At 48.9% G+C, this 24,744-nt stretch carries 18 protein-coding genes; 7 read left to right on the forward strand and 11 right to left on the reverse strand.

Going from position 1 to position 24,744, the window contains the following annotated elements; genetic code table 11:
• Nucleotides 1-1,563 precede the first annotated feature (1,563 nt).
• The 7 genes from EKK48_30295 to EKK48_30325 all read right to left on the reverse strand — a co-directional run bounded on the left by EKK48_30295 (nt 1,564) and on the right by EKK48_30325 (nt 9,194).
• Nucleotides 1,564-2,997, reverse strand: coding sequence for a methyltransferase domain-containing protein (locus EKK48_30295; protein ID RTL34870.1), 1,434 nt, complete (start codon nt 2,995-2,997; stop codon nt 1,564-1,566).
• Entirely contained in the window at nt 2,981-3,763 is a 783-nt protein-coding gene (locus tag EKK48_30300; GenBank protein RTL34871.1) for a polysaccharide deacetylase family protein, read from the reverse strand. The genes EKK48_30295 and EKK48_30300 overlap by 17 nt, the downstream gene beginning before the upstream one ends.
• On the reverse strand, nt 3,763-4,806 hold the full coding sequence (locus EKK48_30305; protein ID RTL34872.1) for a Gfo/Idh/MocA family oxidoreductase: 1,044 nt from the start codon (nt 4,804-4,806) through the stop codon (nt 3,763-3,765). Before EKK48_30305 ends, EKK48_30300 begins: the two co-directional genes overlap by 1 nt.
• Entirely contained in the window at nt 4,791-6,035 is a 1,245-nt protein-coding gene (locus EKK48_30310; GenBank protein ID RTL34873.1) for a glycosyltransferase, read from the reverse strand. The genes EKK48_30305 and EKK48_30310 overlap by 16 nt, the downstream gene beginning before the upstream one ends.
• On the reverse strand, nt 6,032-7,210 hold the full coding sequence (locus EKK48_30315) for a glycosyltransferase family 1 protein (protein RTL34874.1): 1,179 nt from the start codon (nt 7,208-7,210) through the stop codon (nt 6,032-6,034). The genes EKK48_30310 and EKK48_30315 overlap by 4 nt, the downstream gene beginning before the upstream one ends.
• A gap of 169 nt (nt 7,211-7,379) precedes the next feature.
• Nucleotides 7,380-8,297: a glycosyltransferase gene (locus EKK48_30320; protein ID RTL34875.1), complete on the reverse strand. Its 918-nt coding sequence runs from the start codon at nt 8,295-8,297 to the stop codon at nt 7,380-7,382.
• Nucleotides 8,298-9,194, reverse strand: a complete 897-nt coding sequence (locus EKK48_30325) for a glycosyltransferase (protein ID RTL34876.1) — start codon at nt 9,192-9,194, stop codon at nt 8,298-8,300. It lies immediately after the preceding gene.
• 277 nt (nt 9,195-9,471) lie between these two features.
• Here EKK48_30325 and EKK48_30330 point away from each other — a divergent pair, with 277 nt between their 5' ends.
• Nucleotides 9,472-10,482 (forward strand): Gfo/Idh/MocA family oxidoreductase, encoded by a 1,011-nt coding sequence (locus EKK48_30330; protein RTL34877.1) that lies wholly within the window; start codon nt 9,472-9,474, stop codon nt 10,480-10,482.
• 4 nt (nt 10,483-10,486) lie between these two features.
• On the opposite strand, the gene EKK48_30335 is transcribed toward EKK48_30330, so the two are convergent.
• From EKK48_30335 to EKK48_30350, 4 genes are all read right to left on the reverse strand, one after another.
• The gene (locus EKK48_30335; GenBank protein RTL34878.1) at nt 10,487-11,401 is read right to left on the reverse strand and encodes a glycosyltransferase; all 915 of its coding nucleotides are present in this window, start codon (nt 11,399-11,401) and stop codon (nt 10,487-10,489) included.
• A gap of 55 nt (nt 11,402-11,456) precedes the next feature.
• On the reverse strand, nt 11,457-12,347 hold the full coding sequence (locus tag EKK48_30340) for a glycosyltransferase (GenBank protein ID RTL34879.1): 891 nt from the start codon (nt 12,345-12,347) through the stop codon (nt 11,457-11,459).
• Nucleotides 12,348-12,426: 79 nt separating this feature from the next.
• Entirely contained in the window at nt 12,427-13,494 is a 1,068-nt protein-coding gene (locus tag EKK48_30345) for a Gfo/Idh/MocA family oxidoreductase (GenBank protein ID RTL34880.1), read from the reverse strand.
• Between the two features lie 80 nt (nt 13,495-13,574).
• Nucleotides 13,575-15,305, reverse strand: coding sequence for a hypothetical protein (locus tag EKK48_30350; GenBank protein RTL34881.1), 1,731 nt, complete (start codon nt 15,303-15,305; stop codon nt 13,575-13,577).
• Between the two features lie 365 nt (nt 15,306-15,670).
• On the opposite strand from EKK48_30350, the gene EKK48_30355 reads away from it, so the two are divergent.
• From EKK48_30355 to EKK48_30380, 6 genes are all read left to right on the forward strand, one after another.
• A complete protein-coding gene (locus EKK48_30355) occupies nt 15,671-16,600 on the forward strand; it encodes a class I SAM-dependent methyltransferase (GenBank protein ID RTL34882.1) in 930 nt (309 codons plus the stop codon).
• Nucleotides 16,601-16,690: 90 nt separating this feature from the next.
• The gene (locus EKK48_30360) at nt 16,691-18,223 is read left to right on the forward strand and encodes a flippase (GenBank protein RTL34883.1); all 1,533 of its coding nucleotides are present in this window, start codon (nt 16,691-16,693) and stop codon (nt 18,221-18,223) included.
• 418 nt (nt 18,224-18,641) lie between these two features.
• On the forward strand, nt 18,642-19,859 hold the full coding sequence (locus tag EKK48_30365; GenBank protein RTL34884.1) for a glycosyltransferase family 2 protein: 1,218 nt from the start codon (nt 18,642-18,644) through the stop codon (nt 19,857-19,859).
• 251 nt (nt 19,860-20,110) lie between these two features.
• Nucleotides 20,111-21,712: an NAD(P)/FAD-dependent oxidoreductase gene (locus tag EKK48_30370; GenBank protein ID RTL34885.1), complete on the forward strand. Its 1,602-nt coding sequence runs from the start codon at nt 20,111-20,113 to the stop codon at nt 21,710-21,712.
• Nucleotides 21,713-21,789: 77 nt separating this feature from the next.
• Complete coding sequence (locus EKK48_30375) at nt 21,790-23,043, forward strand: DUF1574 domain-containing protein (protein RTL34886.1); 1,254 nt, start codon at nt 21,790-21,792, stop codon at nt 23,041-23,043.
• Nucleotides 23,044-23,287: 244 nt separating this feature from the next.
• Entirely contained in the window at nt 23,288-24,739 is a 1,452-nt protein-coding gene (locus EKK48_30380) for an MBOAT family protein (GenBank protein RTL34887.1), read from the forward strand.
• Nucleotides 24,740-24,744 lie beyond the last annotated feature (5 nt).

Genomic DNA, 24,744 nt, shown 5'->3' on the forward strand with positions numbered 1-24,744 from the left:
CGCGACTGATTCGGTACAAGTAAAACCGCTCATCACCTTGAATACTCTTATCGAACTGGTTGAGTCCTTCGATCTTGAATCCCTTCGGAATAGCACCAAGTGGATAATTTAAAATCAGCAGCGCTTGATTGACATGCCTGGACTCCATCGCTTTCCGCACTGCGGCTGAAAGTTCATCGAACTCGATATTGTGCCGACTGGTATTGTTGACGACAAATCCTATGTAGGTGCCGCTCTCGGGACAAAAAATCTTTCTGTCCAAATATCCTGATATTGAAGGCATCTCGTGATCGTTGCTGCCAATAATCAACATATCTTGCAAACCTTTTTGCTTGATAAAACGCGCCACCAATTTACCTGACGAGAAAGGGCGCGACAGATCTTGATAATAAGCATAAACACCAGCAATAAGTTGCAAGAACAAAATGCACGTAAGAAAAATAGAACGCGCCCTTTCACTTGAAAGTTTACGCAGTGCCGGCGGACCGAACTCCCATGAGCGCACATTTGTTGCAATCCAAAAACTACATAACAGAATAAGGAATAAATGACCTTGCTGCCTCAATCCACCAAGCAAGTGCGTATAACTGAAAAAGACAAGCCCACCGGTTCCAATTCCATATAAGAACAAAGCCGCAGGCTTCAAGAGAAGCAACAAAAAACACAAGGAAACCACTGCTATTACAAGAGAATAAGTCAAAGGCTCATTCTCTATTTTGGAAATCAAATCCGTGTTCCAAAATTCTCTCTCACTGACATTTGGAATTGGACAATACGCGATGGGAACAGCTCGCACAGATTTGAAGAAGCGCTTAGGCTGCTCCTCTTTAATTGCCACCAACTCGCCATGATATCCGTCCGCAGGTGCAGTCATTTGCTTTACGGTAACTGCGGCGGCTGCAACAACCAACACCGTGCCAATCGCCGCAACTTTCATCGGAAACGCGGCGTCTTTCCTTTCCAACCAGTATTCGAGCAAAACAGTTGCCGTAAAGGCGAGTGACAACATTAGCCCATAAGCATTTGTGCACGACAAGAAAACCAACGTCGAAAATAGCCACCATGGATGCTCTCGGCGGAACCTAAACAGACAACACACGCCAACCAGAGCAAGCAACTCGAGCGAATAACTGCGGCTTATTATGCCGTATTCGAACAGGGGGAAGTAACCAAAACAAAAAAGTATCTTCTGCAACCTGCTGAAAGGCGAATAAGCCAAAACGACGTAGCAAGCGCCAGCAGTCAAAACAACATTGAAGAGTTGCATAATCAGTGGGTCGTGCGTAAAGCGCGTAAACATATAGAGCGGAACATACCAGGAAATCGGATGCCCTTCATACTGCAAATGCTTCTGAACTTCGAAAAGAGTAGCGCTATCTCGAGCTAAACACCAAGCCTGGAGCTCGTCACGCCACATCTCATGCCGAAATATTCCGGCCAACAACAATCCGACAACAACAGTCATCATCAAAAGAAGAAACTTTCGGTCGGTCTTTTTGTCTGGGACTGGAATCATCGCTACGTCTGTTATCGATTGCATAAAAGTGATACTGCAGTTCCCCTTTATTTGCAGATCGCTGAATTTTGAGCTGCATCTTGCGCCGGATCTTGAGCTGGATCCTGCGCCGGGTCTCGCGCTGGGTCTCGCGCCGGGTCTCGCGCTGGGTCTCGCGCTGGATCTTGCGCCGGGTCTTGCGCCGGGTCTTGCGCTGAATCTTGCGTCGAGTCTTGAGCTAAATTTTGCGCTGGGTTTTGCGCACAATCCCTTGTAGGGTTGGCAGACAACGCGACCTTGCCAGGCTTCGATGCTACATCCACATAAGGTCCAAGACGTGCGATGAGTCCACCAATCACAGGTGTGCTCATAACGATCGAGTAGATTTTGAACAAAGCCTTTTTCCAACTGGGATGATGAGCATAATCAGCCTCAGTGATCACAGGTACTTTAGTCTCGATCGCGCTATCGCCAACAGACTGGATAGCTCGCTGCAGACTGCCGAAGGACTCGAGGTAGATGTGCTCATAAGGAATGCCCTTTATGAGTTTGACGTAGCTGTTGGCGATCGATCGAGGCAAGTAACCGACACCCCAGACTCCGACGTGAGGTTCCGGTCCAAATGCGAACCGATTAATCGTACGCGCCATGAATGCTCCGCCGGCTCGCCGAATTCGATTAACTTCTGACAAAACAGCTGTGGTATCACTGCAATGCTCAATCAGATTCTCAGCCAAAATCACATCGAAAGAATCTGAAACGAAAGGAAGATGATCGGCGCAAGCACAAACGACTGTGATTTCTGACTGCCCTAAATCTCGAAACCGACTGCGCGCGATAACAAGCCAACGCAAAGCGACATCAGCACCGACACAAGATGCCCCCTGAGCATGTGCTGCTGCCAAGAACCCACCGGTGCCACACCCGAGATCCAGCAAATCCACACCAGGATGAGCCTGTTTAGTCAGGCGATAAGATCGCATTCTACTCAGAATGCCTTCGCCCCTCTTCACCCCAGCAACATGATGATTAAGATAATGCCGCCCGAGATCATCAGGGACCTCAGGTGTAATTGAGTAGTAGAAAGCTACCAGCTCCTCAAATGTCATAGAGGCAGATTTACTGAATATTCGCAGAGCCTTAGCGCGATCAGCGGCAATGTCGATGTAAGGATCTGGACAAATTCGGAAATCCAAAATACCGGCAATTTGTGGATACTCGCGAGCGCACGCATTGCAAACGTACCCACGCACATTCTCCGACTCCGCCGCCAGCGAAGGACTGGCGGTCTCGCTGCTTGATGGATCCGCTGCGCCCGACTTCCTGCCTGACTCACTACTTGATACATCCACAACACAAGACTTCTCGGCAAGCGCACTACTTGATGGATTCGCGGCACTCAATAAATCCGAATCGGCGCAAACGGGATGCGCCTCGCTCAGAGGCTGCAACGCCCCCTTGCATAAAGGGCAACAAAGAATAGACTCAATTTTTGCCGGCATCTCTATACTCGTCGGGTTGCCAATCTGGCTGGAACACACGCTTAACACGGCGAAGCATCTGCCTGAAACTCAAATAGGGAGAAAACCAGGGCTGTTCAAGATTATCGATCCACTCCTGCGTCAAATAATAGGAATCAATTCTAGGCAGTAAGTATTTGTTGGAGCTCAGACTGCAAATTCCCAGATCGGTTGAAACAGCGCCCTCATAGTGTTGTTGTACCGCACTGATCGCATCACCGGAAGTATCACCATATGGATAAGCAAAAGTAGAAGCAGTCTGCCCCGTCACTTCCATAATCTTCGCTTTCGACTTAACCAGCTCGTCCTGCAGCTTTTGCCCCGATAGCGTAGACAAAGGACGATGAGTAGACGTATGTCCGCCAAACTCACAGCCAGCCTTTGCAAGTTCTTCAACCTCGCTCCACGACAGTAAAGGCGCCCGCGGTACAGACGCAGGCTGTCCCACCCACTGATTATCTTTACCGCAAAAATCAGTGATCAAAAATACCGTAGCGTTGAACCCATATTTCTGCAGAAGAGGCCAGGCATCCGTATAGAAAGTGCGATACCCATCATCAAAAGTCAGGACAAAAGATTTCTCAGGCAATGTTGATTTTGCTTTCATCAGTTGCACCAACTGGGATAGCGTAATCGTCTTAAATCCTCTCTCAGCAAAAGCATTGAGATGCTGCTCGAACTTCTCGACAGGAGTATCGAGAATGGGATTCAGCCTGCCCACTGAATGATAAGTGAGAATCGGTACCATTAAACTTTAATCTCACTGCCTTCTTTAGAAGATCGATAAATCGCGTGTGCCATTTGCATAGTACGCAATCCATCCCGTCCGGTCGGTTCAACAGGCGTATTCGTACGAATTCCTTCCGCAAAATCACTCATTTCCTTGATGAATGAATTGATAATCGTCCACCGCCAGGAAAACAGTCTCTCCTTGATCTGGAACAAAGGAAATATCTCCCAGTGCTTCTTAGCTCTGATACCAGCTTCAGGAGTTTCTCCCCACTCTGCCATCATAGGGGGATAGGAAGCGCGCACATAACCTTTCGTGCCAACAACTTCCATAGAGAAGAAGTAGCCACGGGGATCCGTCCAACTGGCATGAACATACGCCTTGGCACCGTCTGCAGTGCTGAAGAGCGCGAAACTATTATCCTCGGCTTTTTCAAACGGCCAGACAAGATTAGCAACATAACCCTTGCCGACTTCAACGTCGCCCAGGAAGAATCTAGTCAAATCCATGATATGGATTCCATTATCGACAAGACTTCCACCTCCCGTCACCGCACCATCAGTAACCCAGGCGGGTCCAAACTCCTTGCCACCCGGATGACCGGCATATGCTTTCACCGTCAAAATCTTGCCGAGACGCCCGGATGTAATCAGTTTCTTGGCAAAAGCCATCGACTCGAAATAACGATGGTTGAACCCGGTTTTTAAAAGAACTCCCTTCTTTTCGGCTGCCGTACACATACGCTCAGCATCCTCAAGAGTGTGCGCAAGGGGTTTCTCACAAAGCACATGCTTCCCGTTTTCGATAGCGTAGACAGCCATATCAGCATGCAAACTGGGAGGCGTAGAGATAATTACCATATCAACGTCCGAGCGACTGGCGGCAATCTTCCAATCGGCAGTAGCGTCGCAACCGAACTTGCTCGCTAACTCTTTGGCTGCATCCAACCGTATGTCAGAGACAACAACGAGCCGCAACCCAGGCGTCTTAGCTACAGCAGCAGCTCGCAACGCCCCGATTGATCCAGCACCTATATGACATACTCCTATTTCGCCGGGCATGAAACCTCCAAATGTTTCTTCTGTAACTCTGCTATCAAATTCAAATACCGCTCGATATGCTTGCTTTCGCTGTAATTGCTCTTGAAGTTGGAAAGTCCGGCAAGACCCAGTCGATCGCGCAATTCTCTATCACCGAGAACTTTTTTCATCGCCTCCGTCAGCTCGGCAGGCGAACCATAAGTAATACCGCCACCATCTTTGACGACCTCTGGCAATGCTCCCAAATTGTTGACTATAACTGGCGTCGCAACAGAGAAAGCCTCAAGCGGCACAAGTCCAAATGTTTCATAGCAAAGCGATGGCACAAGAACTGCAACCGCCTGTCGATAATACTCGCGCAATCGCTCTGACGACATGCGACCGAGGAAGTGAATATGCTTCAGACCTCTTGCAGATTCGCGCAATGTTTCCTCGTAATTCCCATTGCCCACAACAATCAAATCGGCATCCTTGAATTGAGAGAACTGTTCGATCAGTACTTGAACACCCTTTATCTTCTCGAGCCTTCCGACGAAAAGAAAATACGGACGACTGTGGACTGGCTCAGGATCGACATCAAGCGCAGGATCCGCCAGGAAGTGCGGCAAAACTCGAATTGGTGCCGGAAAGCCATTTGAAATGTGACTGCCGCGAGCGAATTCACTGGGCGCAAGGAATGCATCAACGTGACGCGCAGCTCGTTCAATCGCCCCCGTGTAACGCCACAGCTGAGGAGGACGATGTGCAGCCAATGTGCAAGTCATACAGGTGCGCTGACTGCAAGGTTCTTCGTCAAAACGCCAGAGCACATGGGTAGAGCACACGAACCAGTGATCATGAAGAGTGCAAAGCTTGACACCTTGTCCATAAGTAAGAACGCCTGGACCACCAAGCAATGACACATTGTGGAAATGGATGACATCGAATTTCTGGTCGAGAAACTTCTGAAGTTGCTCAGATTTACCTAACGGACGTCCGAGCTGATGTGTTGCAATCAAATCAAGCTTCCCGGTTGCTCCACCATCAAGTGAATGAACAGTGACGCGCGGATCTGTTAAATCGTGTGCCTCACTTGTATTGGCTACAAGGGCCTTGCTGCCAAGCGAGAATGCATCTTTGTCATGGATAACGTGAACCTCGTGCCCTCGACCAGCCAGGGCATTCGATAGCCTTTGCACGAAGACACCGTCGCCGCCAAAATTATGTGGCGGGAAGAAAGTAGTCACCATTGCAATCTTCAGCTTATTCAAGTTTGTCTTGCCACCTGACTGAGCATAGAATCCAACTGTGCCGCAGACCGCTGCCAGGTCAGTTGCTGCGCCTTAGCAGTTGCTACGCGGGCCATTTCATCGCGTTTCCCGGGATTCTCGAGCATTGTCCGAAGCGCAGCAGTCAACTGTTCTACAGAATTAGGATCAATGAAGATGCCACCATCCTCAAGCAAGTCAGGCAGCGGACTATTCTGAGTCGCAACAATTGGGATTCCACAAGCAGCACCTTCCACAGCAGGCAGACCGAATCCCTCTGCCATAGAAGGTAATACAAGCGCTTGCGCTACATTCAGCAAATGGATGACATCTTCATCTTTGACAAAGCCCGTAAAGACAACAGCGTCTTCCTGATTCAACTCTGCAATCTTCGCCTTGAGCTCACTGACACCGGGTGTAAATCCATCTTTCAAATCGCCAACAACAACCAACTTCACATCCTGCATACCGGGACTGCGGCGGATCTCTGCCAGGCTCTGAACCAGCATAGGCAGGTTTTTGTGTGGATTGATACCGCCAATATAAATTAGAAATCGCGAGTCTAGAGACAAACCGAACTGCGACAGTATCGAGCCATCAAGCTTATCCGGAGAAAGTGTTGTAAAAACCGGATCCGGAGCTTCGTCGATCACGAATACCCGCTCCTGGTCATGCCCAAAATGGCGAACAATTCCCTTTTTGGCGTGCTCAGAAACAGTCATGATGTAGTGAGCCTGTTTGTGTGCAAGCCAGCCCTTCAGCGCCCACAGTCGACGATGTTTCTTGTCCGGAAAAACGAGATCAGGATAATCTTCAGCAATAACATCGTGCACACCTAGAATAATCTTGCCCTTTGTTATGGCGGGGAAATACGTGTATACACTCGGAAAGAAAAATGCATCCAGCGACTCACCTGCAACAGCTTTAGTCATGGCCAGCAAATCTTTTATAGAACGACTATCAGAAGCCGAAGCTGCCGATGTCGGACGATCGCCCGTGTTCACAACAACAGTACGAACGTTAGTCGGAAGATCACCATCACCTGCAGTCTGCGCGTCCACGAAGAACACCAACTCATGCTCAGTATTGGACTCGACGAGCGCGTTCAAAAGCCCGCGCGTAAAACGACCATATCCGCGCTTATTTGACCAACACGCTGCATCAACACCAACCCGCATCAACAGTATCCTCTCATTAACATCGTTCGCCTCGTATCACGATCGCTTACCACCCATACACATCGCCGCCTCATAACACGATCGCTTGCCACCCATCCACACCGCCGCCTCGTATCACGATCGCTTGCCACCCATCTACATCGCCGCCACGCATCCACATCGCCCGGGTCTATCTCCATTGCTTCAAGCTCCCACCTGGTCCAAGCAAGTAGCCAACGAATTCACCCACCGACCAGCTCAAATAGAACAAGCCAACTTGCGGCAAACACTTCAAGAACTCACCAGCATGTCGACCTTTGCTCATGATTTGCCGTCCCATCCGCATCACCTGCACCGCTGGTAGCACCACCGCGATACCCAGGAAAGGCAATCGACTGAGAAGAGGTTTGCGCTCCAATCGCATCGCAGCAAATCCCCGCCCATGATGAAACGGAACATCAAGAAGATTGGTCAACTTCCAGGAATTGATGTTGCGCACTGAAAAGGACGGATCCGCCTTCAACTCGTGACCGGACTTCTGCAGCTCGCCGTTGACGAAAACTTCGTACAAGCCGCCACTTGCATCAGTCTCCAACAGCTTCTTCAAAGTCTCAGATTTGTATGTGATGTTATTGCCAGGCAGTGCCGGAACTATCCCAGCGAATGGACGCATGAATCGCGCATATTCGCAGAAGAAAACAGCCCAGTCCAAACTCCTTGCGTAGTCACCAGGTTCAACAGAACCACCGATGGCGATGTTGTCAGACTTGTGAGCCTCAATGACATTAGCGCACCAATCGCTGGAAACCACGCAATCATCTTCGGTAAAACCAACAAGTTTGCCACGACACTTAGACAAGGCCAGCTTACGCATGGCCGGCACCGTGCAACCAGCGGGCGCATCAATCCAGTTAAACTTCGGGAACTCCCCCTTGATTGCGTTGATCTCTTCGCCGTCCGTGCCATTTGCGCTGCTCCAATCGCGAATTACAATTATCTCCACTCCAACAAGTTGAGATTGCCCATCGAAGGCAGCAAGACACTGCCGCAAAACAGAAAGCTGATTAAACGAAACGACGATTACAGATAAAGCAGGTGTTTCAATCATCTAAGTCAAATAGAGCGCACTGTCGCCGGGACCTGTTGCATAACCGACGAACTCTCCCACCGACCATGCCACCATAAAACTCAACAAATAGGGAAGTGACATCGCAAATTCGGGCAAATGACGCTTCTTAGCCCAAACTCGTTTCCAGATTCTCAGCATCAGCATTGGTGGCAGTAATGGCGAGCCGAAAAGGTAAATCAAACGTTGTTTGAGACTGATTGACTCATTTCTTGTTCCCGCAAAAGCGCGAGAATAGTGGAAGCGCTCAGAAATGAAATCGGAAAACGTAAAGTGCTTTTTGTGAATCATGCTCACCGAAGGATCGGACCACAACTGCTTACCTTCAGATTCCAATTGACCGTGGACGAAAGTTTCCCAAAACTCCTCTTCATTGGAGTCGAAGATGTGTTGCGTTTCGCTACGCTTGTATGAAACATTAGGTCCAGGAAGATCGTGCACAACACCTGCAGCGACCGGACTTATGAAATTACTGTACTCGCAGAAGAAGACAGCCCAATCAATAATCCGCTTCGTCGCACCATTGTCTACGGCGCCACCAATGGCGGGGGCGGAATTGACTTCATGAGTCCTCAAAAGCGACTGATACCAGTTTGGAGGAGGAATGCAGTGGTCTTCGGTGATAGCAATTATTTGTCCTTTGGTCTGAGCGATAGCAGTCGCTCGAAGCTTAGGGACGCTCTGCTTCTGATCAAAAGAAATCAGCTTCACATGCGGATGTTTTTCTCTGACTAGCCGAGTAACTTCATCACCAACGCAGTCAGCAACAATCACTTCGGCTTCAATATTGCCATCCTGCCTGTCCAGCGCAGCGAGACAATGCTCAAGGTACTCACGACCGTTGATCGAAGCAATAATTATGGAAAGTTGGGGAGTCATATATTTAAACCGGCATCCTGAGAGCGTTTTAAACAAGTCGAAGCCTGCATCAAGGGAATTTTAGTGCACTTAACCCTGCCAGGAGAACCCTTTCGAGTGAAGTCTTTACTCATCGACAGCGAATCTAGTTTCGTTGCGGAAATAGTCGATAATGTCGCAAGGAACCAGGAAGTTCACGATAATGCCGCCAGGCAAGGAATTTGACGCTTTAGAGCCCGTGCGCTGACTGATTTTAGATTCCGCCCCTCAGAACCCACCAGGAAACAATTTCTAAGATATGAGCATGCCGAAAGTCATAATCGTTGGATCAGGGCTAATGGGACGCTGGCACGCCTTTTCGGCACTCCGAAGCGGTGCGACGATCACGGCCATTGTCGACCCGAATCTGGAGAAAGCCCGAGCACTGCAACACGAATTTGCAGCACATAACATCTACAAATCCCTGGACGAGTGCTTGCAGAACAATGCCAGCAAACACAAGAGTAATATCGCTCACATATGCACACCGGACCAAAATCATCTCGAATCGATAGAACTTTGTCTTACGCACAAACTCCATTGCCTTGTAGAGAAGCCGCTGGTCTCAACCTTTGAGCAAACAAAACGTGTTCTCGAACAGGCAAATGAGAGTGGCTTAAAAATCGCTCCGGTTCATCAAATGCCTTTCCAGAGCGGCGCGTCGAGACTGGCAGCAAATCATGCCAACCTGGGCAAAATCGTTCGCATGACTCACACAGCATTTACAAGCGGCGGCGAGGGCAAGTCAGAAACTGAGCGACAACACGTCCTGCTGGAAATTCTGCCACACCCACTTTCTCTGTTCTATAGATTTTTTGGCGAGCGGCTTGAGGCAGATCAATTCAACGTTCGTCGTTATGAGAACGGCGAATTGGAAATAGACGCAGCCGTTGATGATAGTTTGTTAAGAATCTCAATAAGTTTGAGGGCTCGTCCAACCCGTAATGAACTAACGGTAGCGGGAGACAAAGCCTCCGCACATGTCGACCTCTTCCATGGCTTTTGCACATATGAATCTGGCGAAGTTTCAAAACGCTCGAAGATTTTGAAACCATTTCGGTTTGGCTCAAGTCTGGTTTTTGACGCCGGTCGGAACCTCGTACAACGAAGCGCAGAAAAGGAAGTCGCTTATCCTGGCTTGAGAAATCTGATTCGCCAGTTTTATCGCTCAGCACTGGAGGGCAAAGAAGCGCCAATCAGCGAGCGAGAAATCCTCCTCTGTGCGGAAGTAGCAGACAGAGTTCGAACAAACTCCGACTCCAGGAGTTAGAGCATCACAGGCGCCCGCAACTATCCCCGGCGCCACCGACAGTGCCTACAAACTCGCCATAAATCCAAGCACAAATTATCGCTTCGCAAATGGGCTGAACTTTCAAGAACCTCGACATCAAGGCAGGCTTCCCGCGCACTTTGCTGAAAAGCCTCAATGCCAACACAGCAGGAAGAGCCGCACACGAGGCAGCATAAATTGCCCGCTTTGAACAATTGAATGCCTCCGACCTCATAGCTCCGAAACACCGCCCATGGTGGTAACGACGTTCCATGACTTCACTAAAAGTCAAATGCCGGTTGTAGTACGCCACCAGACGTGAATCCCGGGACAATTGCTCTCCCTTCTCCATTAGCTCGTTGCAGAAAAAAGTTTTCCAAAAACCATGCTTGGCCAGATCAGTTCGATTCAGATGCATATCCATGATTTGACGCTTAAACACGATATTGTTACCAGGTAAGTCGTCGGAAGGACCGGTTGCCAGCGGCAAAGCAAACTGAGCATAATCACAAAGATATAAAGCATAGTCGACAGAAGTCAAATTTTTGCCAGGCTCCACGACACCACCAATAGCGGCATCAGAATTGGAAGACGACACACTAACAGCGGTATCAACCCAGTCTGGCGAAAATGTTGTATGCGCTTCGGTAATCGCCAATAAATCTCCAGCAGCATGTGCTAATCCAAGTCCATGTAAAGACGGTATGCTGTCAGATTCGGAATGCTCCAGAATTTTCAGATCACTATACTTCTTCGACAATATCTCCAGAGAAGGCTTAAAGCCGCCATATGCGACGATTACCTCGAAATTATGGTGAGTCCGCTGAGCGTAAAGCGAATCAAGACAGTCTTCAATATTAGGCTGAGCAGCCTGCCATGCCACTACTATCGACAGCTCAAAACTTTTTGCTTCACTCATGCATTGATGCACTCATTACATCGACACTAATCTACTCATTCAACAATCAATAAAGCTATGACTGCTCATGCACGGGAGACAAGTACCCCTGAACTTCTCCAATCGACCAGGCAATCGTAAATATAACTAGCCATGGCAACGCCCTCAAATAAGGTAAAAAGAAATCTTTTCGCTTTGTCAAAACCCGCATCCCCATGCGCCCTACTAAATATGGCACCAAAATCGGTGCCGATAGTATCCGCACGAAACGGGCAGGAACTGAAGTGTTGGGACGAGTCGATCCATAATGTCGCCCATGCCTCATCCTCACGGTCCAGAAATCGTCACCGCTTACAGTATGGGCAAGATGAACTTTCACATCCGGCGACATATATAAGGATTGCTGATGCTCGCGCAACTGATGATGAAAAAGCGTCTCCCAAAAACCATTTTCTCGATCCTTCCAATAAGCATCCAAACCAGATTTCGTATACGCGACGTTATCGCCGGGAAGCTCGCGAATGAAGCCACTTTGCACGGGCGGCATAAAGGCTGTAAAACGCGAGAAGTAAATCGCCCAATCAAGGGCGGAACCATTGATGGGTGGGTTGATCGGCCCACCTACGCCAGTAACATCCGTGGTATCAAATACCTTTTGCATAGATGCCAACCAGTTCGGTTCAGGAATACACTGGGCATTTGTAATTGCCACAATAGGAGCGCCCGCATTGCGCATTCCCAGACCCCACAATTGGGGAATCAAATCCTTCGTCGCATCCCCCTTAAGCAGTGTTACTTGAGGAAACTGCTCCCGAACAATCGTATCCGTGCCATCAGTTGAAGCATCAGCTACCAGTACTTCCGCATTCAGTTCCCGCGCCTGATCCACAACCACGCTCAGACATTCAGCAATACTGGCACGCGCATTCTGAGAGGCGACGACAACCGAGATGGGGGCAGCACTCATGATTCGATTACTTCTCTTACTAGTGATTGCTTCTTCATGATTACTAAAGCAAACTTGTCCTTATACGATCCCAGGACCACTAAAGTTTCACTATTTGGCCAGTGCGCGCCGATTCGTAACCAGCAAAGATGACCCGCAGAACATTTTTAGCGTGCTCAATAGTATCGAATTCGGTGCCCTGTCCCTCACCAGATTTGAAAAAAGTGCGTAAATGCGATGCTGTTGCGGAGGCGAACGCCGGATTGCGCTCTTGAGCCAGAACACGCGTGCTGCCGCCAGATTCAACCCGAGCCTCGCCGCCTTTGACAAAGCTCATTCTAAAGGCGGGACGGTTTGCACCCTTATGCCTGGACAATTCAATGCCGGCTCGTGCCACTCCACCGAGCGAAATGCGAATCGAAGCTTTCTGGCAATCCAGGCGCATTTCTAAGTATTTCTCAGGCGCATGGCTGACACGATTCAGTACAAGGTTAGCCAGGCGGTCCTTTGAAAATCGCAGAGTCATCTGCACAAAGACATCGGAATCGTAATCAGGATTGACGCGAGGAATATTAGCGTAAACATCGATCGGCAATTCACCAAAGAATGTACAAATTAAGTCGATCGGGTGCGATCCAAATTCGTAAAGGGTAGATTGCTTCAAAGATGAGCGCCATGATTCCGCCCCTTCAAATGCCGGCGGATGATACATCTGTTGCCAGCAATTGATGAAGTAGAGGTTGCCAAATTCTCCCGACGCAATGCCCTCTCTTGCCGCCTTGTATGTCGACATATATCGATACTGCGTATTGACGGCAAGTTTCTTACCAACTCGGCGAGCTTCGGCAATCACCTCGTCTGCATCTTCCAACGTCAAAACAAACGGCTTTTCGCATAGAACATTAGCTCCACTGCGCAACGCCGCCAGACAAAGGTCTTTGTGAAATTCCGGCGGAGTACCAATGATTACAATTTCCGGCTTTTCCTTTTCCAGCATCTCCAGCGAATCGGCATATACATTTGGAATCGAGAATTGTTCCTTCATCGAGCGACGGCGCTCTTCGCTGGTGTCGCTGGCGGCAATCAATTCGATTTCAGAAACGGATTTACACGCAGGTAAGTGAATGCGCTCCGCAACTTTTCCTAAACCAATTACTGCAGTTCTCATTTTCAAGTTACCCGATAAAACGCCCGCGCCGGAGCTGAATCATAATAAAACAGTTCAATGCGAATTACCCTTGCATATAACTAACGAGGTTTCCATACAGTTAAATCACCATCACCGATCGAACCGGGAAATACTTTATCAACGACCCAATATTTTTCGATTAGCGGCTCGAGTTCGGGATGATCCAGGTGTAATGCACGGGGAAAAGTGGTGATCAGATACAACTGCTCAGGCTTGTGCTGTCGCAAGACCTCGTTAAATTCAGGAATCGTCCTTACATCGTAATAGTCTTGATTGAGCCTCATATCGCTACGACTCGCGTAATACGCCACTCCCTCGCGCGCCGTATAAATCGAAAGTGGATAAATTTTGCCCGGTTTTGATTTCAAATATAAAACCGCCGAACGAAAATCTTGTTTAGGAATTCTGTAGTACGACATCAACGGCGGAATGTTGACCGCCATTACACACAGGATAGACAAGGTAAAAAGAGGCATGGATAGCTTCTCTTGCCCTATCCTTTTCAAGATCCATCGCAAAGACTCATGCAGACCGGTTGCGCAAACAAGCAGAGCAAGCGGCAAGGCTAACAAAAAGAATCTTGGCGACACAGCCAATGCTAGTTTTAGCAAATAGAGAGCCAGTAATATTTCAGGCAAAATCAGTCCGACCAGCAAAAGCCAACTGGAACGAAACATCGCCTTTAGTCCGGCGAAAGCAATGATCAATCCCGGCACAGCAGCAACTGCCACAAGCGGAGCGCTGCTTATTCTCAAACCACGCACAACCTCATTGAGAAATTCCGCCGAAAACAAGGTAAACCCCGTAGACTGCACTTTATAGGTCTCCTGCACGACCATATACGCTTGCGGAAAAATTATGCTGTATAAGTGGAGCACCATTAGCAGTGACAGAAACATTACGGACGAGAGTCTCCAGAAAAGCGGCCAGCCGCCCCCACTGCGCCGCTGAACGACCACTGACGCCACTACTGCCATTAAGAAGTGCGCGATTAGCACTGACAAGCTGGCAATAATGGACGCCATATTCAAGAACGTGCACAAGCAATAACCCACCCAGTGCCACACCTTGTCCTTCTTGACTCCACGAAGCAGAAATAGAGTCGCACCCAGCGAGAAGAGCAAGTGCGCAGTGTATCCACGAGCATTTTGGGAAAAGAATATGTGCTGATACGAAACAGCTAAAAGAAGAGCAGCAGCCAGAGAAATCCAGCGGCTTGCTATCAATCTGGTCAGCAAATAGAACACTGGAATAGTCAGCGCACCAATTAGAACTGATGGCAAACGCACCACCCATTCCTGCTCCCCAAAGACACTGACAGCCATTTTTTCAAGCAGCGTATAAAAGAGATGGTTGTTGGTGCTGTAGTAAGTCGTCAACAATCCGAAAATTGAACTGTCACGATAAAACGTCAGAGGCGTAATTTCATCCAGCCAAAAGCTCGAGTTGAGGAAGAGACAACGCAGCAGCAGACCAAGCGCAATAATGCCCGAAAGTACAAAAGTAGCCTGCCTTCGGGTAAGTGGCTCGGAATCGGTAATTGGCTTGGGCACAATCAGAGATTCAGCCGATAGACGTTGCCATCGCCACCCGGTCAAACCGATTAAAAGACACCAGAATCCATCGAGAAAAGCGCACCACTTCACGATAATCAGGTTTTTGTCAGGCGAGCTGACAGAACCCGGGGGAACAACTGCTTCGATATGCACGGTGTCAGGTAAGGCAAAGGCCGTAATCGCAAGAATTGCGCCGATGACTGAAAAGGCGATCGATTGTTTGGTAATTCGCACGTATTTTGGTTGAAGTAGAAGGCTGCCTGGTCCAGGCTAGATCATGCTACACATTACGGCTTGCTTACGTTCTTAATAAAGATTAGACCAGCGTTATCAAATAGTCCCGCGCCCATGGATGCTCTTAGTATGGGACTTCCGGGGAATGCAGGTTTGTCGAAAACAGAATTGTCAAACGAGTATGAAACGTGACGAATGATTAGATGTTGACAAACGGGTTATCCTAATCAACGCAACTTGACCACCCCGTAAGGGACCGGGCTCGTCGCCATGACCGCCGCACCTGACCAGCTGCTGGAACTCGATTCGCACTTCAGGAAGTCAATTCCTCATCAACTCCGATAATAGGAAGCTAAAAAGCATTTATGAGCACAAAATTAGAATCCGCTCCACAGATATTCGAACCCGAATACTACCAGCGCCTCTACGACATCGAAGAGAATCACTGGTGGGCTCAAGGCATGCGTGACGCTATGGTTGCCCTCCTGAAGAAACCAACTTCAGGTATGAAAAATATCGAAGTGCTGGACATCGGTTGCGGTACTGGCTACCTGCTCGATTTTGTCCAGAAACATTATCCGCTGGCAGGCGAACCGACCGGACTGGACTATTCCGAGCATGCGCTCAAGTTCTGCGAAATGCGTGGTGCCACCAAACTGGTTCTGGGCAGCGCTACCGATGTGCCACTGCCATCAGCCAGCGTCGATTTGATTATCTGTATTGATACCATTCAACATCTCGCAGGTGCCGGCGCCGATGAAAAGGCTATCGCTGAGTTCAAGAGACTGCTAAGACCGGGTGGACTTGTCTACTTGCGCACCAATTCGTCGTGGGGCCGAGTCAAGCTCAGCGGAGCGGACAAAGACCAATATCGCCGTTATGACGTGCCGACTGTCACGACCATGCTCAGACAAGCCGGTTTTGTCGTCGAGCGCGCCACTTACTTGAACACTCTACCTAGCGCATTCGGCGCTCTCCGCGAATACCTGAACGCCTTCAAGAATAGCGGACGCAGTCATGGACACGATCACGATCATGGTCATGGACACGGTCACGACCATGGGCATGATCATGGTCACAACCATGGACACGACCACGGCCACGCTCAATCGCATGGACTGACGAACACCACCAAAGCGATCGGTCCTGGACTGGCAATCAAAAACTACGCAGAAAGCCTGGGCTGGCTAAACAATCTCATGCATAAAGAACTGGCAGTGGAAGCGGCTCTCCTCTCTGCTAACATCGACTTGCCTTTCGGACACTCAAGCGGCTTTGTTGCGCGCAAACCATAACCTGACGCTGCAAACGAGTTGCTTATTGATTGAGACCAATGAACGTTAAGACGGACAATCGGCTCTTGTACACAATCCGGAGCTGACTGGATGAGCAAGGACAAGCCGGGCATAAGCAAAAATTTCGCCATACTCTCGGTTGGTCAAATGATCAGCCGAATTCTGGCATTTGCCGTCACTATTCAAATGACTCGCGTGCTTCTTCCAGACGAATACGGCGCCGTCGTATTCGCCATGACCGTACTGGCTTACATAGGCATCATAGTTGATTTCGGTTTTGACGCCTGGGGCCCGCTGGAAGTGGCTCGTGGTATCACGCCCATTCCAACCATCGTCAAATCTGTGGTCAGTCTCAGACTGCTTATGCTGATTCCCGCACTGATTGGATTGTCCGTCGCCACCTACTTGATGCCGCTGCCACCACTGACTAAAACAATAATCCTCATCTCCGGCGCAACGATGCTTCCCAGTGCTCTAGATCTTAACTGGGTCTTCCTCGGCAGCAAGTCAATGGTACCAGCTATAGTATCAGACTGCCTCTGTCAACTCCTCATGGCGACCGGTGTTTTCCTGCTGGTAAAACAGCCCAGCGACGTCATTTATGTTCCCGTCATGCAGGTAGCAACCCGCGCCATAGCAGTCGCATACCTGCTTGTCACCTACAGTCGAACATTCGGCATGTTCAAACTAGGCTGGGAATCTGAGACGATCAAAAAATTCGTCACCGGATCTTTGCCCCTTGTCGGCTCGGCCCTGGTCGGAAGAATTATCGAGAACTTCGATATTCTCTTGCTCGGCATCTGGGTCGGCTCTGAAGCTACTGGACTCTACGGAGCCTCCTTCCGTGTCGTCTGGATGCTCGTGCTGATCACTGTAGCCTATTACACAGCCCTTCGACCTACACTGGCACAAGCATATGTACAGGGCTTTCATACAATTGAAGCACTGTTGAATCGCGTCATGCGCATCTCCGCTGCCATCGCAATCGGTGCTTCCGTCGGTGGCATTCTGGTGGCAGAACCACTGGTTCTGTTTCTCTACGGCAAAGCGTACCTACCAGCAGTTCCGGCACTGCAGGTACTCCTGGCACTGTTTGGTATGCACATGCTCAGCAGAACCTACAGGGTCTTGCTTATTTCATTCAACAAGCAAGTAAACGACTTACGCATCATGTCGTTGGCGGCGCTGGTAAACGTAGTATTGAACATCTTCGTCATAAAGCAATACGGAATCATGGGAGCAGCACTAGCCAATTTTGCGTGCGAATTCCTGATTCTAATTCTCGATTACATTGCGGCGCAAAAATTTGTCGGACGAATTCCCCTTGGACGCCACCTCTGGAAACCAGCAATTGCCGCTTGCTTTATGTATCCGGTCATTCAAGTCACGCACAATCTCCACCTGCTGATTCAGATTGCCGCCGCCGGTAGTGTCTATGTGGTGCTCGTGTTCCTCTTCAAATCCATCACCATGGATGATGTCAAAGTCATTCTCAACCGCAAAAAGAAAACGCCTGAGGAGCAAATGGAAACCCTCGCCGCAGAAGTAGAAGCCATGAACCAGGAAACCGACGCAGGTGGACCTGAAGCGAACTTAAATCCACCCTGTGTGGCTGGTAAATAATTGAAGCTGAGGCACTAAATTATTTGATCACAAAACCACTTGGCAGCCAGGAGTTCGCAGAGCACGCTATCAACGAGCTATGCAGCGAATATGTCCAACAATTTTTCAAACTGCAACACGTATTTACAACTGCAGCAATTAGAAATTATCAAGACAGAATTCAATAATTGCTCAACCTTGACGAGCTGGGATTATGCGAAGTAGCCAAGAGATCCAGCATTCTCGCTGGCAGCAATTATTATGTATTCGCTCTTTACTATCTCCTTCCGATTTGGCAATCTCATAGCTGTACTCAGCTCACACTTCTTGACAAGAAGAGCAATTACTACCGACCGGCTGCGACTTCTCACTACGGAAATAAGTGACGAATAAATTGAAAAGACGCGAATCTCAGCGCAGCGGACACACGGAAACATTGATGACTGATAACAATAAACAATCGGCCAAAGCAAGAAGCGGTCCAACCACTCTTTCACCGAACGTCTCGGTAATCGTGCCTGTTTACAATGGCGGCGATCAATTCGAAGACTGCCTGGCTGCAATCGCCAGATGGAAACCTACAAACTGGGAACTGATTGTTGTCGACGACGGTTCGACAGACCAATCAGCAGCTCTGGCCAGGCACTATGGTGCCACCGTGATGAGTACGGAAGGAAGACTGGGTCCGGGCGCAGCTCGAAACATAGGTTCACGCTACGCTTCTGGAGAATACGTCTGTTTCATAGACGCAGATTGCGAGGTCAACGCAGTCACATTCAAAAACATGGCCGGAATCCTATCCCGCGATACCACCATTGATGCCTTGTTCGGCTCTTACGATACAACGCCGCGAGCACCGTCATTCCTCAGTCAATACAAAAATCTGATGCACCACTGGGTCCATCAGAACAGCAGTGAAGATGCCGCTACATTTTGGTCCGGATGCGGCGTAGTGCGTCGCTCTCTATTTCTTGCCCTGGGTGGATTCGACGTCGTCACATACAAACGTCCCAGCATTGAAGACATAGACCTCGGCTATCGCATTAAGCAAGCCGGCGGCAAAATCGTATTGTCCAAAAAAGTACAGGTCAAACACTATAAAAATTGGACTTTGATGTGTTTGCTGAAAACGGATGTATTCGATCGTGGTATTCCATGGACGCGCCTGATTCTCAGCGATAAGTCCCGTCTGATCAACGACTTGAACCTGGGCAACGATCAGAGACTGAGCCTGGCTGTCACTTATCTTCTGCTCCTCTCACTGGTGCTGATTCCATTCGTTCCACACGCCGGCTATGCGGCTGCCGCACTTGCAGTAGTGCTCTTTTCACTCAACATCAATACTTACAGCTTCTTCGTCAAAAGACGTGGTGCACTGTTCGCGATACCAGCAATAGGTATGCACTGGCTCTACTTCGTGTATTGCGGAATCGCTTTTTGGTGCGGAGTTGCCTTACATACTCGCGACAAAATCCAGGGCAAAGAAGTCTTACCGGTGATGCCGATCGAAGACGCGGCCGGGCAGCACAAAAGCATTTCAACGAGTGCATCAAGCTCGACCAATTCCCTGAAAAATGCGGCAACAGAACCTGTCAGCAGCAAGACTCTGGAGAGCCAAAACAACGCTGCCTCTCAGACCGCAATCGCTAACACATAAGCTCGCTAAAGTTTCAGCCGGATTGACAGGACCACGTGTCTAACAATCTGTAACAACAAGCGTATATACGATTGTTGTCAATCAAAGCAACATAGCTATCTGTTCGTAGATTGGCTGCCTGAAACCCTCTAAAGGTCGCGCCAATTTGCTGACAGGGCTACTCAAATTGTGTAAGATCCACAATGGATGATTGAGCATCGCATTACAACGCGATCAAATCCGACTTCCTTCACGCAGGTCTGACAAGATCAATGGAAAAACCCGCTGGTAGCCAGCAAACGGCCGTAATAATCGGGGCCGGACCGGCTGGATTGACAGCAGCTTTCGAGCTTTTAAAACACACAAAAATCAAACCGATCGTGTTGGAACGCACCGACTATCTCGGCGGCATCGCTCGTACTGTCAATTACAAAGGCAACCGCATCGACATCGGCGGTCATCGCTTCTTTTCCAAATCCGATCGAGTCATGCAGTGGTGGCTCGATGTAATGCCCTTAGAGGCGCTGGAAGAGAAGAGTCAAGTTATTACCTATCAGCAAAAGACGACATCTGTAGAGGGTCAGATTAGCGCTCCTGACCCTAAAAAAGAAGACAGAGTCATGTTATTGCGCAATCGAAAATCGCGCATTTACTTCATGCGCAAATTTTTCGATTATCCAATCAGCCTGACGCCTGCAACCGTTAAAAACATGGGGCTCTTTAAGACTGCGAAGGTCGGTCTGAGTTACATGAAAGCCAGCCTTTTTCCCATCAAGCCAGAGAAAACTCTGGACGAATTTCTCACCAACAGATTCGGAAAAGAGCTCTACCTGACGTTCTTCAAGTCTTACACTGAGAAAGTTTGGGGCGTTCCCTGCTCGCAGATAACTTCGGCATGGGGCGCACAGCGCATCAAAGGGTTATCGCTCTGGCGTGCGGTTCGCCACTTTTTCAAGAGTTCTTTATCAGCTGTAGACATCGGACAAAAAGAAACAGAAACGTCCCTGATCGAGCGATTTCTCTACCCGAAACTCGGTCCCGGACAGATGTGGGAATACGTCGGCAAACACGTTACAGAATCAGGCGGAGAGATTCATAACGACTGCAATGTCGTAAAAATCAACGTCACCGAGAACCGGGTTAAGTCAGTCGAAATAGAAGACGCGAAAACCGGCGAGCGCCGCACCTACGAAGGCGACTACTTTTTCTCGACTATGGCAATCAAAGACCTGGTCCAATGCCTTGAGCCCAAACCGGGACCAGAAGTTACGCAGATCAGTGATGGACTGCTGTATCGGGACTTTTTCACGGTCGGGCTGCTGGTCAATAAACTGAAAATCTCAGAGCAAACCACAAACGGTACAAAGCTCGTATCGGACAACTGGATTTACATTCAGGAGCCGGATGTAAAACTAGGTCGACTCCAGATCTTCAACAACTGGAGTCCCTATATGATTGTCGATCAATCCAAAGTTTGGCTGGGGCTGGAATATTTCTGCAACGAAACTGACGACATCTGGAGCTGGGACGATCAGAAACTGATTGATTTTGCTGGTAAAGAGCTCGAACACATCGGCATCATCGATGCTTCAGATGTACTGGACGCCACTGTTATCAGAATGCCGAAAACCTATCCTGGTTACTTCGGCACTTATGAAAAATTTGATGTTTTGCAACGTTTTATCGACAGATTCGAAAACCTGTTCCTGGTGGGACGTAACGGAATGCACAAATACAACAACCAGGACCACTCGATGCTTACGGCAATGACGGCTGTCGAAAACATCATAAATGGCGTAAAAACCAAGGACAACATCTGGTCAATCAATACTGAACTTGATTATCACGAAGAAAAGACCACTAATAAATCTTAACCTCAAGCTCTGGAACCCAGCACCGTGCTAGTATCGAACCGCTTGCCATGTGGTAAAAGCAGGGCAATGCTGCACCAGTGCAAAACAGATTGAACAGCCAGCAAGTGACCGTCAAAACCAGACCATCTCCGAAATTTTTAGCAGGCACCACATTTGGTTGCTTGTTCACTTTGTTCGCCTTCAACTCAATCGTCAATGCCACTTTGCCTGAGGGATTGCCAGACTATCGTGATATGACCAATGCGCTCATATCAAAGCTCCCGGGAATGCTCAAAGCTAAAGATGCCCCCGATGTACTATTGCTGGGTGCTTCAGGAATCGTCATTCCATCGGTCCGTTGCGACGATCAATTTCATCAACGCCCATCTAGATACGACGAGCAGTTCATGAAATCCGACATCTGGAAATATGCAAAGTCGGACTATTTAGCAGATCTGCTGTCGCATCAGCTGCACAAAGATGTCACCATAGATAATACTGGATCTGGTGGCTGCATTATGTCGGACCAATACATTGTTCTGAAGAAATACCTGGATGCAGGTAAACGTCCGGAGTTTGTCCTGATCACAACCGGACCGAAGGACTTTTACGACAATCTCAAACCAAGCATCGACAAAACACCCATCTACACTGAGCTTGCCGACCTTCCAATCCGCCTGACAGACATTGTGCAAGGCAACTGCAAGATCGATTCGTCAGTACCTGAAATGTCGGAATCATTGCTGCGGGCACTCTCTAAGTTTTACTTCTTCCGAGAAGACTACCGCGGTTTTCTAGCCAGAAAAACGTCCGAATTGACCGGACATCCGGAGTCCCTGGAAAAAACCCCAGAAAATCTTGCCGCCCAAAAGGCTACCGCTGGCAAAGATTCAGCGGCTCTCGCAAGCGCCAAAAAGGCAGAGCCCATCAGGTATATACCAAACACAAACCAGGACATCAAACGATTTCGCAAGATCTATCTGCCCATCAACAAAACTCAGTTCGATCAACAGATGGCCTACCTGCAAAAAACAATCGAACTGGCTAAGAGCAACGGTATTGCAGTACAAATATGCTTCATGCCACTGGCCGAAGAACACAAGAATATATTGAAGCCGGACGCCTGGGATACGTACAAAAAACGTGTCACAGAGATGGCAGCGAAAGAAGACGTCGCCTGCCTTGACCCACAAGAAGAAATCGGTTTTGAACCGGACGATTTCGAGGACAGTGCCCACTTGAACAAAGTAGGTGGCAAGAAATTCTTCAACTACCTGACTGAGAAGATTTGCAGCGACCAGAAAGTTGCCGCGTCGATCGCCCAGAATGGGGTCTTGATCGGTCAGCACTAGGCGTTAAAGGCTACTAACAATTCGCCTCCTGACAGCAGTCCAAAACGTCAAGCCTGTGGATATTAAAAGAAATTGACAACACCGCTTCAGAGCAGCCTGGAGTTACGCAAGCATTGAAGTACAGGGGTTTCCGCTTAGATTTAGAGCTAGATAAGCCGTTTCGGAAACTTTATCTAAATGCTGGAAGAGCCCGCGCCATGGTACTATCGGGACTTGCCATGGGATCTAATTTAGAGCCAAGAAAATGCTTTTCAACAGTGTCCAGTATCTGATCTTTCTGCCAACCGTCGTGCTCCTGTTCTGGTTGTCGCCACGCGCCGTCAAACTGCCACTGCTACTGGTAGCAAGCTATATCTTCTACGCATCGTGGAACCCGCCCTTTGTTCTTTTGATCATTGGATTGACACTATTCAACTTCTACTGGGGCAAAATTCTTTCCCGAGCAACGACAAACCGCAAAAAGCTATTCACCGCAGGCATCGTTGCAAATATCTTGACTCTCGCTACTTTCAAGTACGCAAACTTCTTTCTCGACACAGTAGCATCGGCAATTCATCTCGTCAGCAAACAGACCCCGGACTTCGCGCTTAATATTGTTCTGCCGCTCGGCATTTCTTTCTTCGTTTTCGAATTCATACACTATCTATTCGAAGTCAATCGAGGCGGAAAGCCTGTAGATTCTTTCGTACACTTTGCTCTCTTCGCAGCCTTTTTCCCAACGCAGATCGCAGGACCAATCAAGCGATACGACGATTTCATGAAACAGATGACGGACACAAATCCGTTCAAGCTGGAATACTTCGACGAAGGACTGCCCCTCATCGTCATGGGTCTGGCAAAGAAATTACTGCTCGCCGACAACCTGGCTATCCTTGTGCAAATGGGCTTTTCCAACCCCGCCTCATACGGTGCACCGGAGCTGTGGCTGTTCACTTACGCTTTTGCCTTTCAGATCTATTTCGACTTCTGTGCTTACACAGATATAGCTCGCGGTTCCGCGATGCTCTTCGGCTATCACATTCCGATCAACTTCAATCTCCCCTATATTGCTGCGAATATGGCAGATTTCTGGCACCGCTGGCACATCTCGCTATCAACATGGCTGCGCGATTACCTCTTCATTCCGATGGGCGGCTCACGCGTCGCAAACTGGAAAGTTAACCGCAACATTCTCATTACCTTTGCCCTGGGCGGACTCTGGCATGGAGCCTCATGGAGCTTCGTAATATGGGGACTCTTCCATGGACTGTGCCTGGTTGTACACCGTGAATTCGTCGCACTCAAGGGGCGCTTGCCTAAACTTGATCCACTGTGGAAATCGGGCGCCTGGCATTATCTCTCCATATTTCTGACATTCAACGCCGTCTGCATAGGCGACGTGTTTTTCCGCCTGCAGGACAGCAAACAAGCGTTCGCTGCAGTGAAAAAGATGCTTCTCTTCAGCCCTATATACACAGCAGAAGAGGCTCACCACTTCTTCATTGCCAAAGAAACTCTGCCAATAATCGTGCCCGTAACTGTGACCATGGTGGCAGTACTTTTCCTGGCTAATTTGCCTCTGAGCAAATTGATCAATGACCGCGCTTTCGATCGAGTGCCACCATTCGTTAAAGGTGCATTTTGCGCAGTGCTGATAATAGCCATGATCGTTTTGATTCCAACCACTTCGGCTCCATTCGTTTACTTCCAGTTCTAGGCAAT

The organism is Candidatus Melainabacteria bacterium, assembly GCA_003963305.1.
Lineage (GTDB): Bacteria > Cyanobacteriota > Vampirovibrionia > Obscuribacterales > Obscuribacteraceae > PALSA-1081.

What these genes read in the sequence shown, in the direction of transcription:
- EKK48_30320 (RTL34875.1), bottom strand. Translation starts at nt 8,297, where the DNA reads ATGATTGAAACACCTGCTTTATCTGTAATCGTCGTTTCGTTTAATCAG.
- EKK48_30340 (RTL34879.1), bottom strand. Translation starts at nt 12,347, where the DNA reads ATGAGTGCTGCCCCCATCTCGGTTGTCGTCGCCTCTCAGAATGCGCGT.
- EKK48_30330 (RTL34877.1), top strand. Translation starts at nt 9,472, where the DNA reads ATGAGCATGCCGAAAGTCATAATCGTTGGATCAGGGCTAATGGGACGC.
- EKK48_30315 (RTL34874.1), bottom strand. Translation starts at nt 7,210, where the DNA reads ATGCGGGTTGGTGTTGATGCAGCGTGTTGGTCAAATAAGCGCGGATAT.
- EKK48_30365 (RTL34884.1), top strand. Translation starts at nt 18,642, where the DNA reads ATGACTGATAACAATAAACAATCGGCCAAAGCAAGAAGCGGTCCAACC.
- EKK48_30345 (RTL34880.1), bottom strand. Translation starts at nt 13,494, where the DNA reads ATGAGAACTGCAGTAATTGGTTTAGGAAAAGTTGCGGAGCGCATTCAC.
- EKK48_30355 (RTL34882.1), top strand. Translation starts at nt 15,671, where the DNA reads ATGAGCACAAAATTAGAATCCGCTCCACAGATATTCGAACCCGAATAC.
- EKK48_30380 (RTL34887.1), top strand. Translation starts at nt 23,288, where the DNA reads ATGCTTTTCAACAGTGTCCAGTATCTGATCTTTCTGCCAACCGTCGTG.
- EKK48_30295 (RTL34870.1), bottom strand. Translation starts at nt 2,997, where the DNA reads ATGCCGGCAAAAATTGAGTCTATTCTTTGTTGCCCTTTATGCAAGGGG.
- EKK48_30325 (RTL34876.1), bottom strand. Translation starts at nt 9,194, where the DNA reads ATGACTCCCCAACTTTCCATAATTATTGCTTCGATCAACGGTCGTGAG.
- EKK48_30360 (RTL34883.1), top strand. Translation starts at nt 16,691, where the DNA reads ATGAGCAAGGACAAGCCGGGCATAAGCAAAAATTTCGCCATACTCTCG.
- EKK48_30305 (RTL34872.1), bottom strand. Translation starts at nt 4,806, where the DNA reads ATGCCCGGCGAAATAGGAGTATGTCATATAGGTGCTGGATCAATCGGG.
- EKK48_30335 (RTL34878.1), bottom strand. Translation starts at nt 11,401, where the DNA reads ATGAGTGAAGCAAAAAGTTTTGAGCTGTCGATAGTAGTGGCATGGCAG.
- EKK48_30370 (RTL34885.1), top strand. Translation starts at nt 20,111, where the DNA reads ATGGAAAAACCCGCTGGTAGCCAGCAAACGGCCGTAATAATCGGGGCC.
- EKK48_30300 (RTL34871.1), bottom strand. Translation starts at nt 3,763, where the DNA reads ATGGTACCGATTCTCACTTATCATTCAGTGGGCAGGCTGAATCCCATT.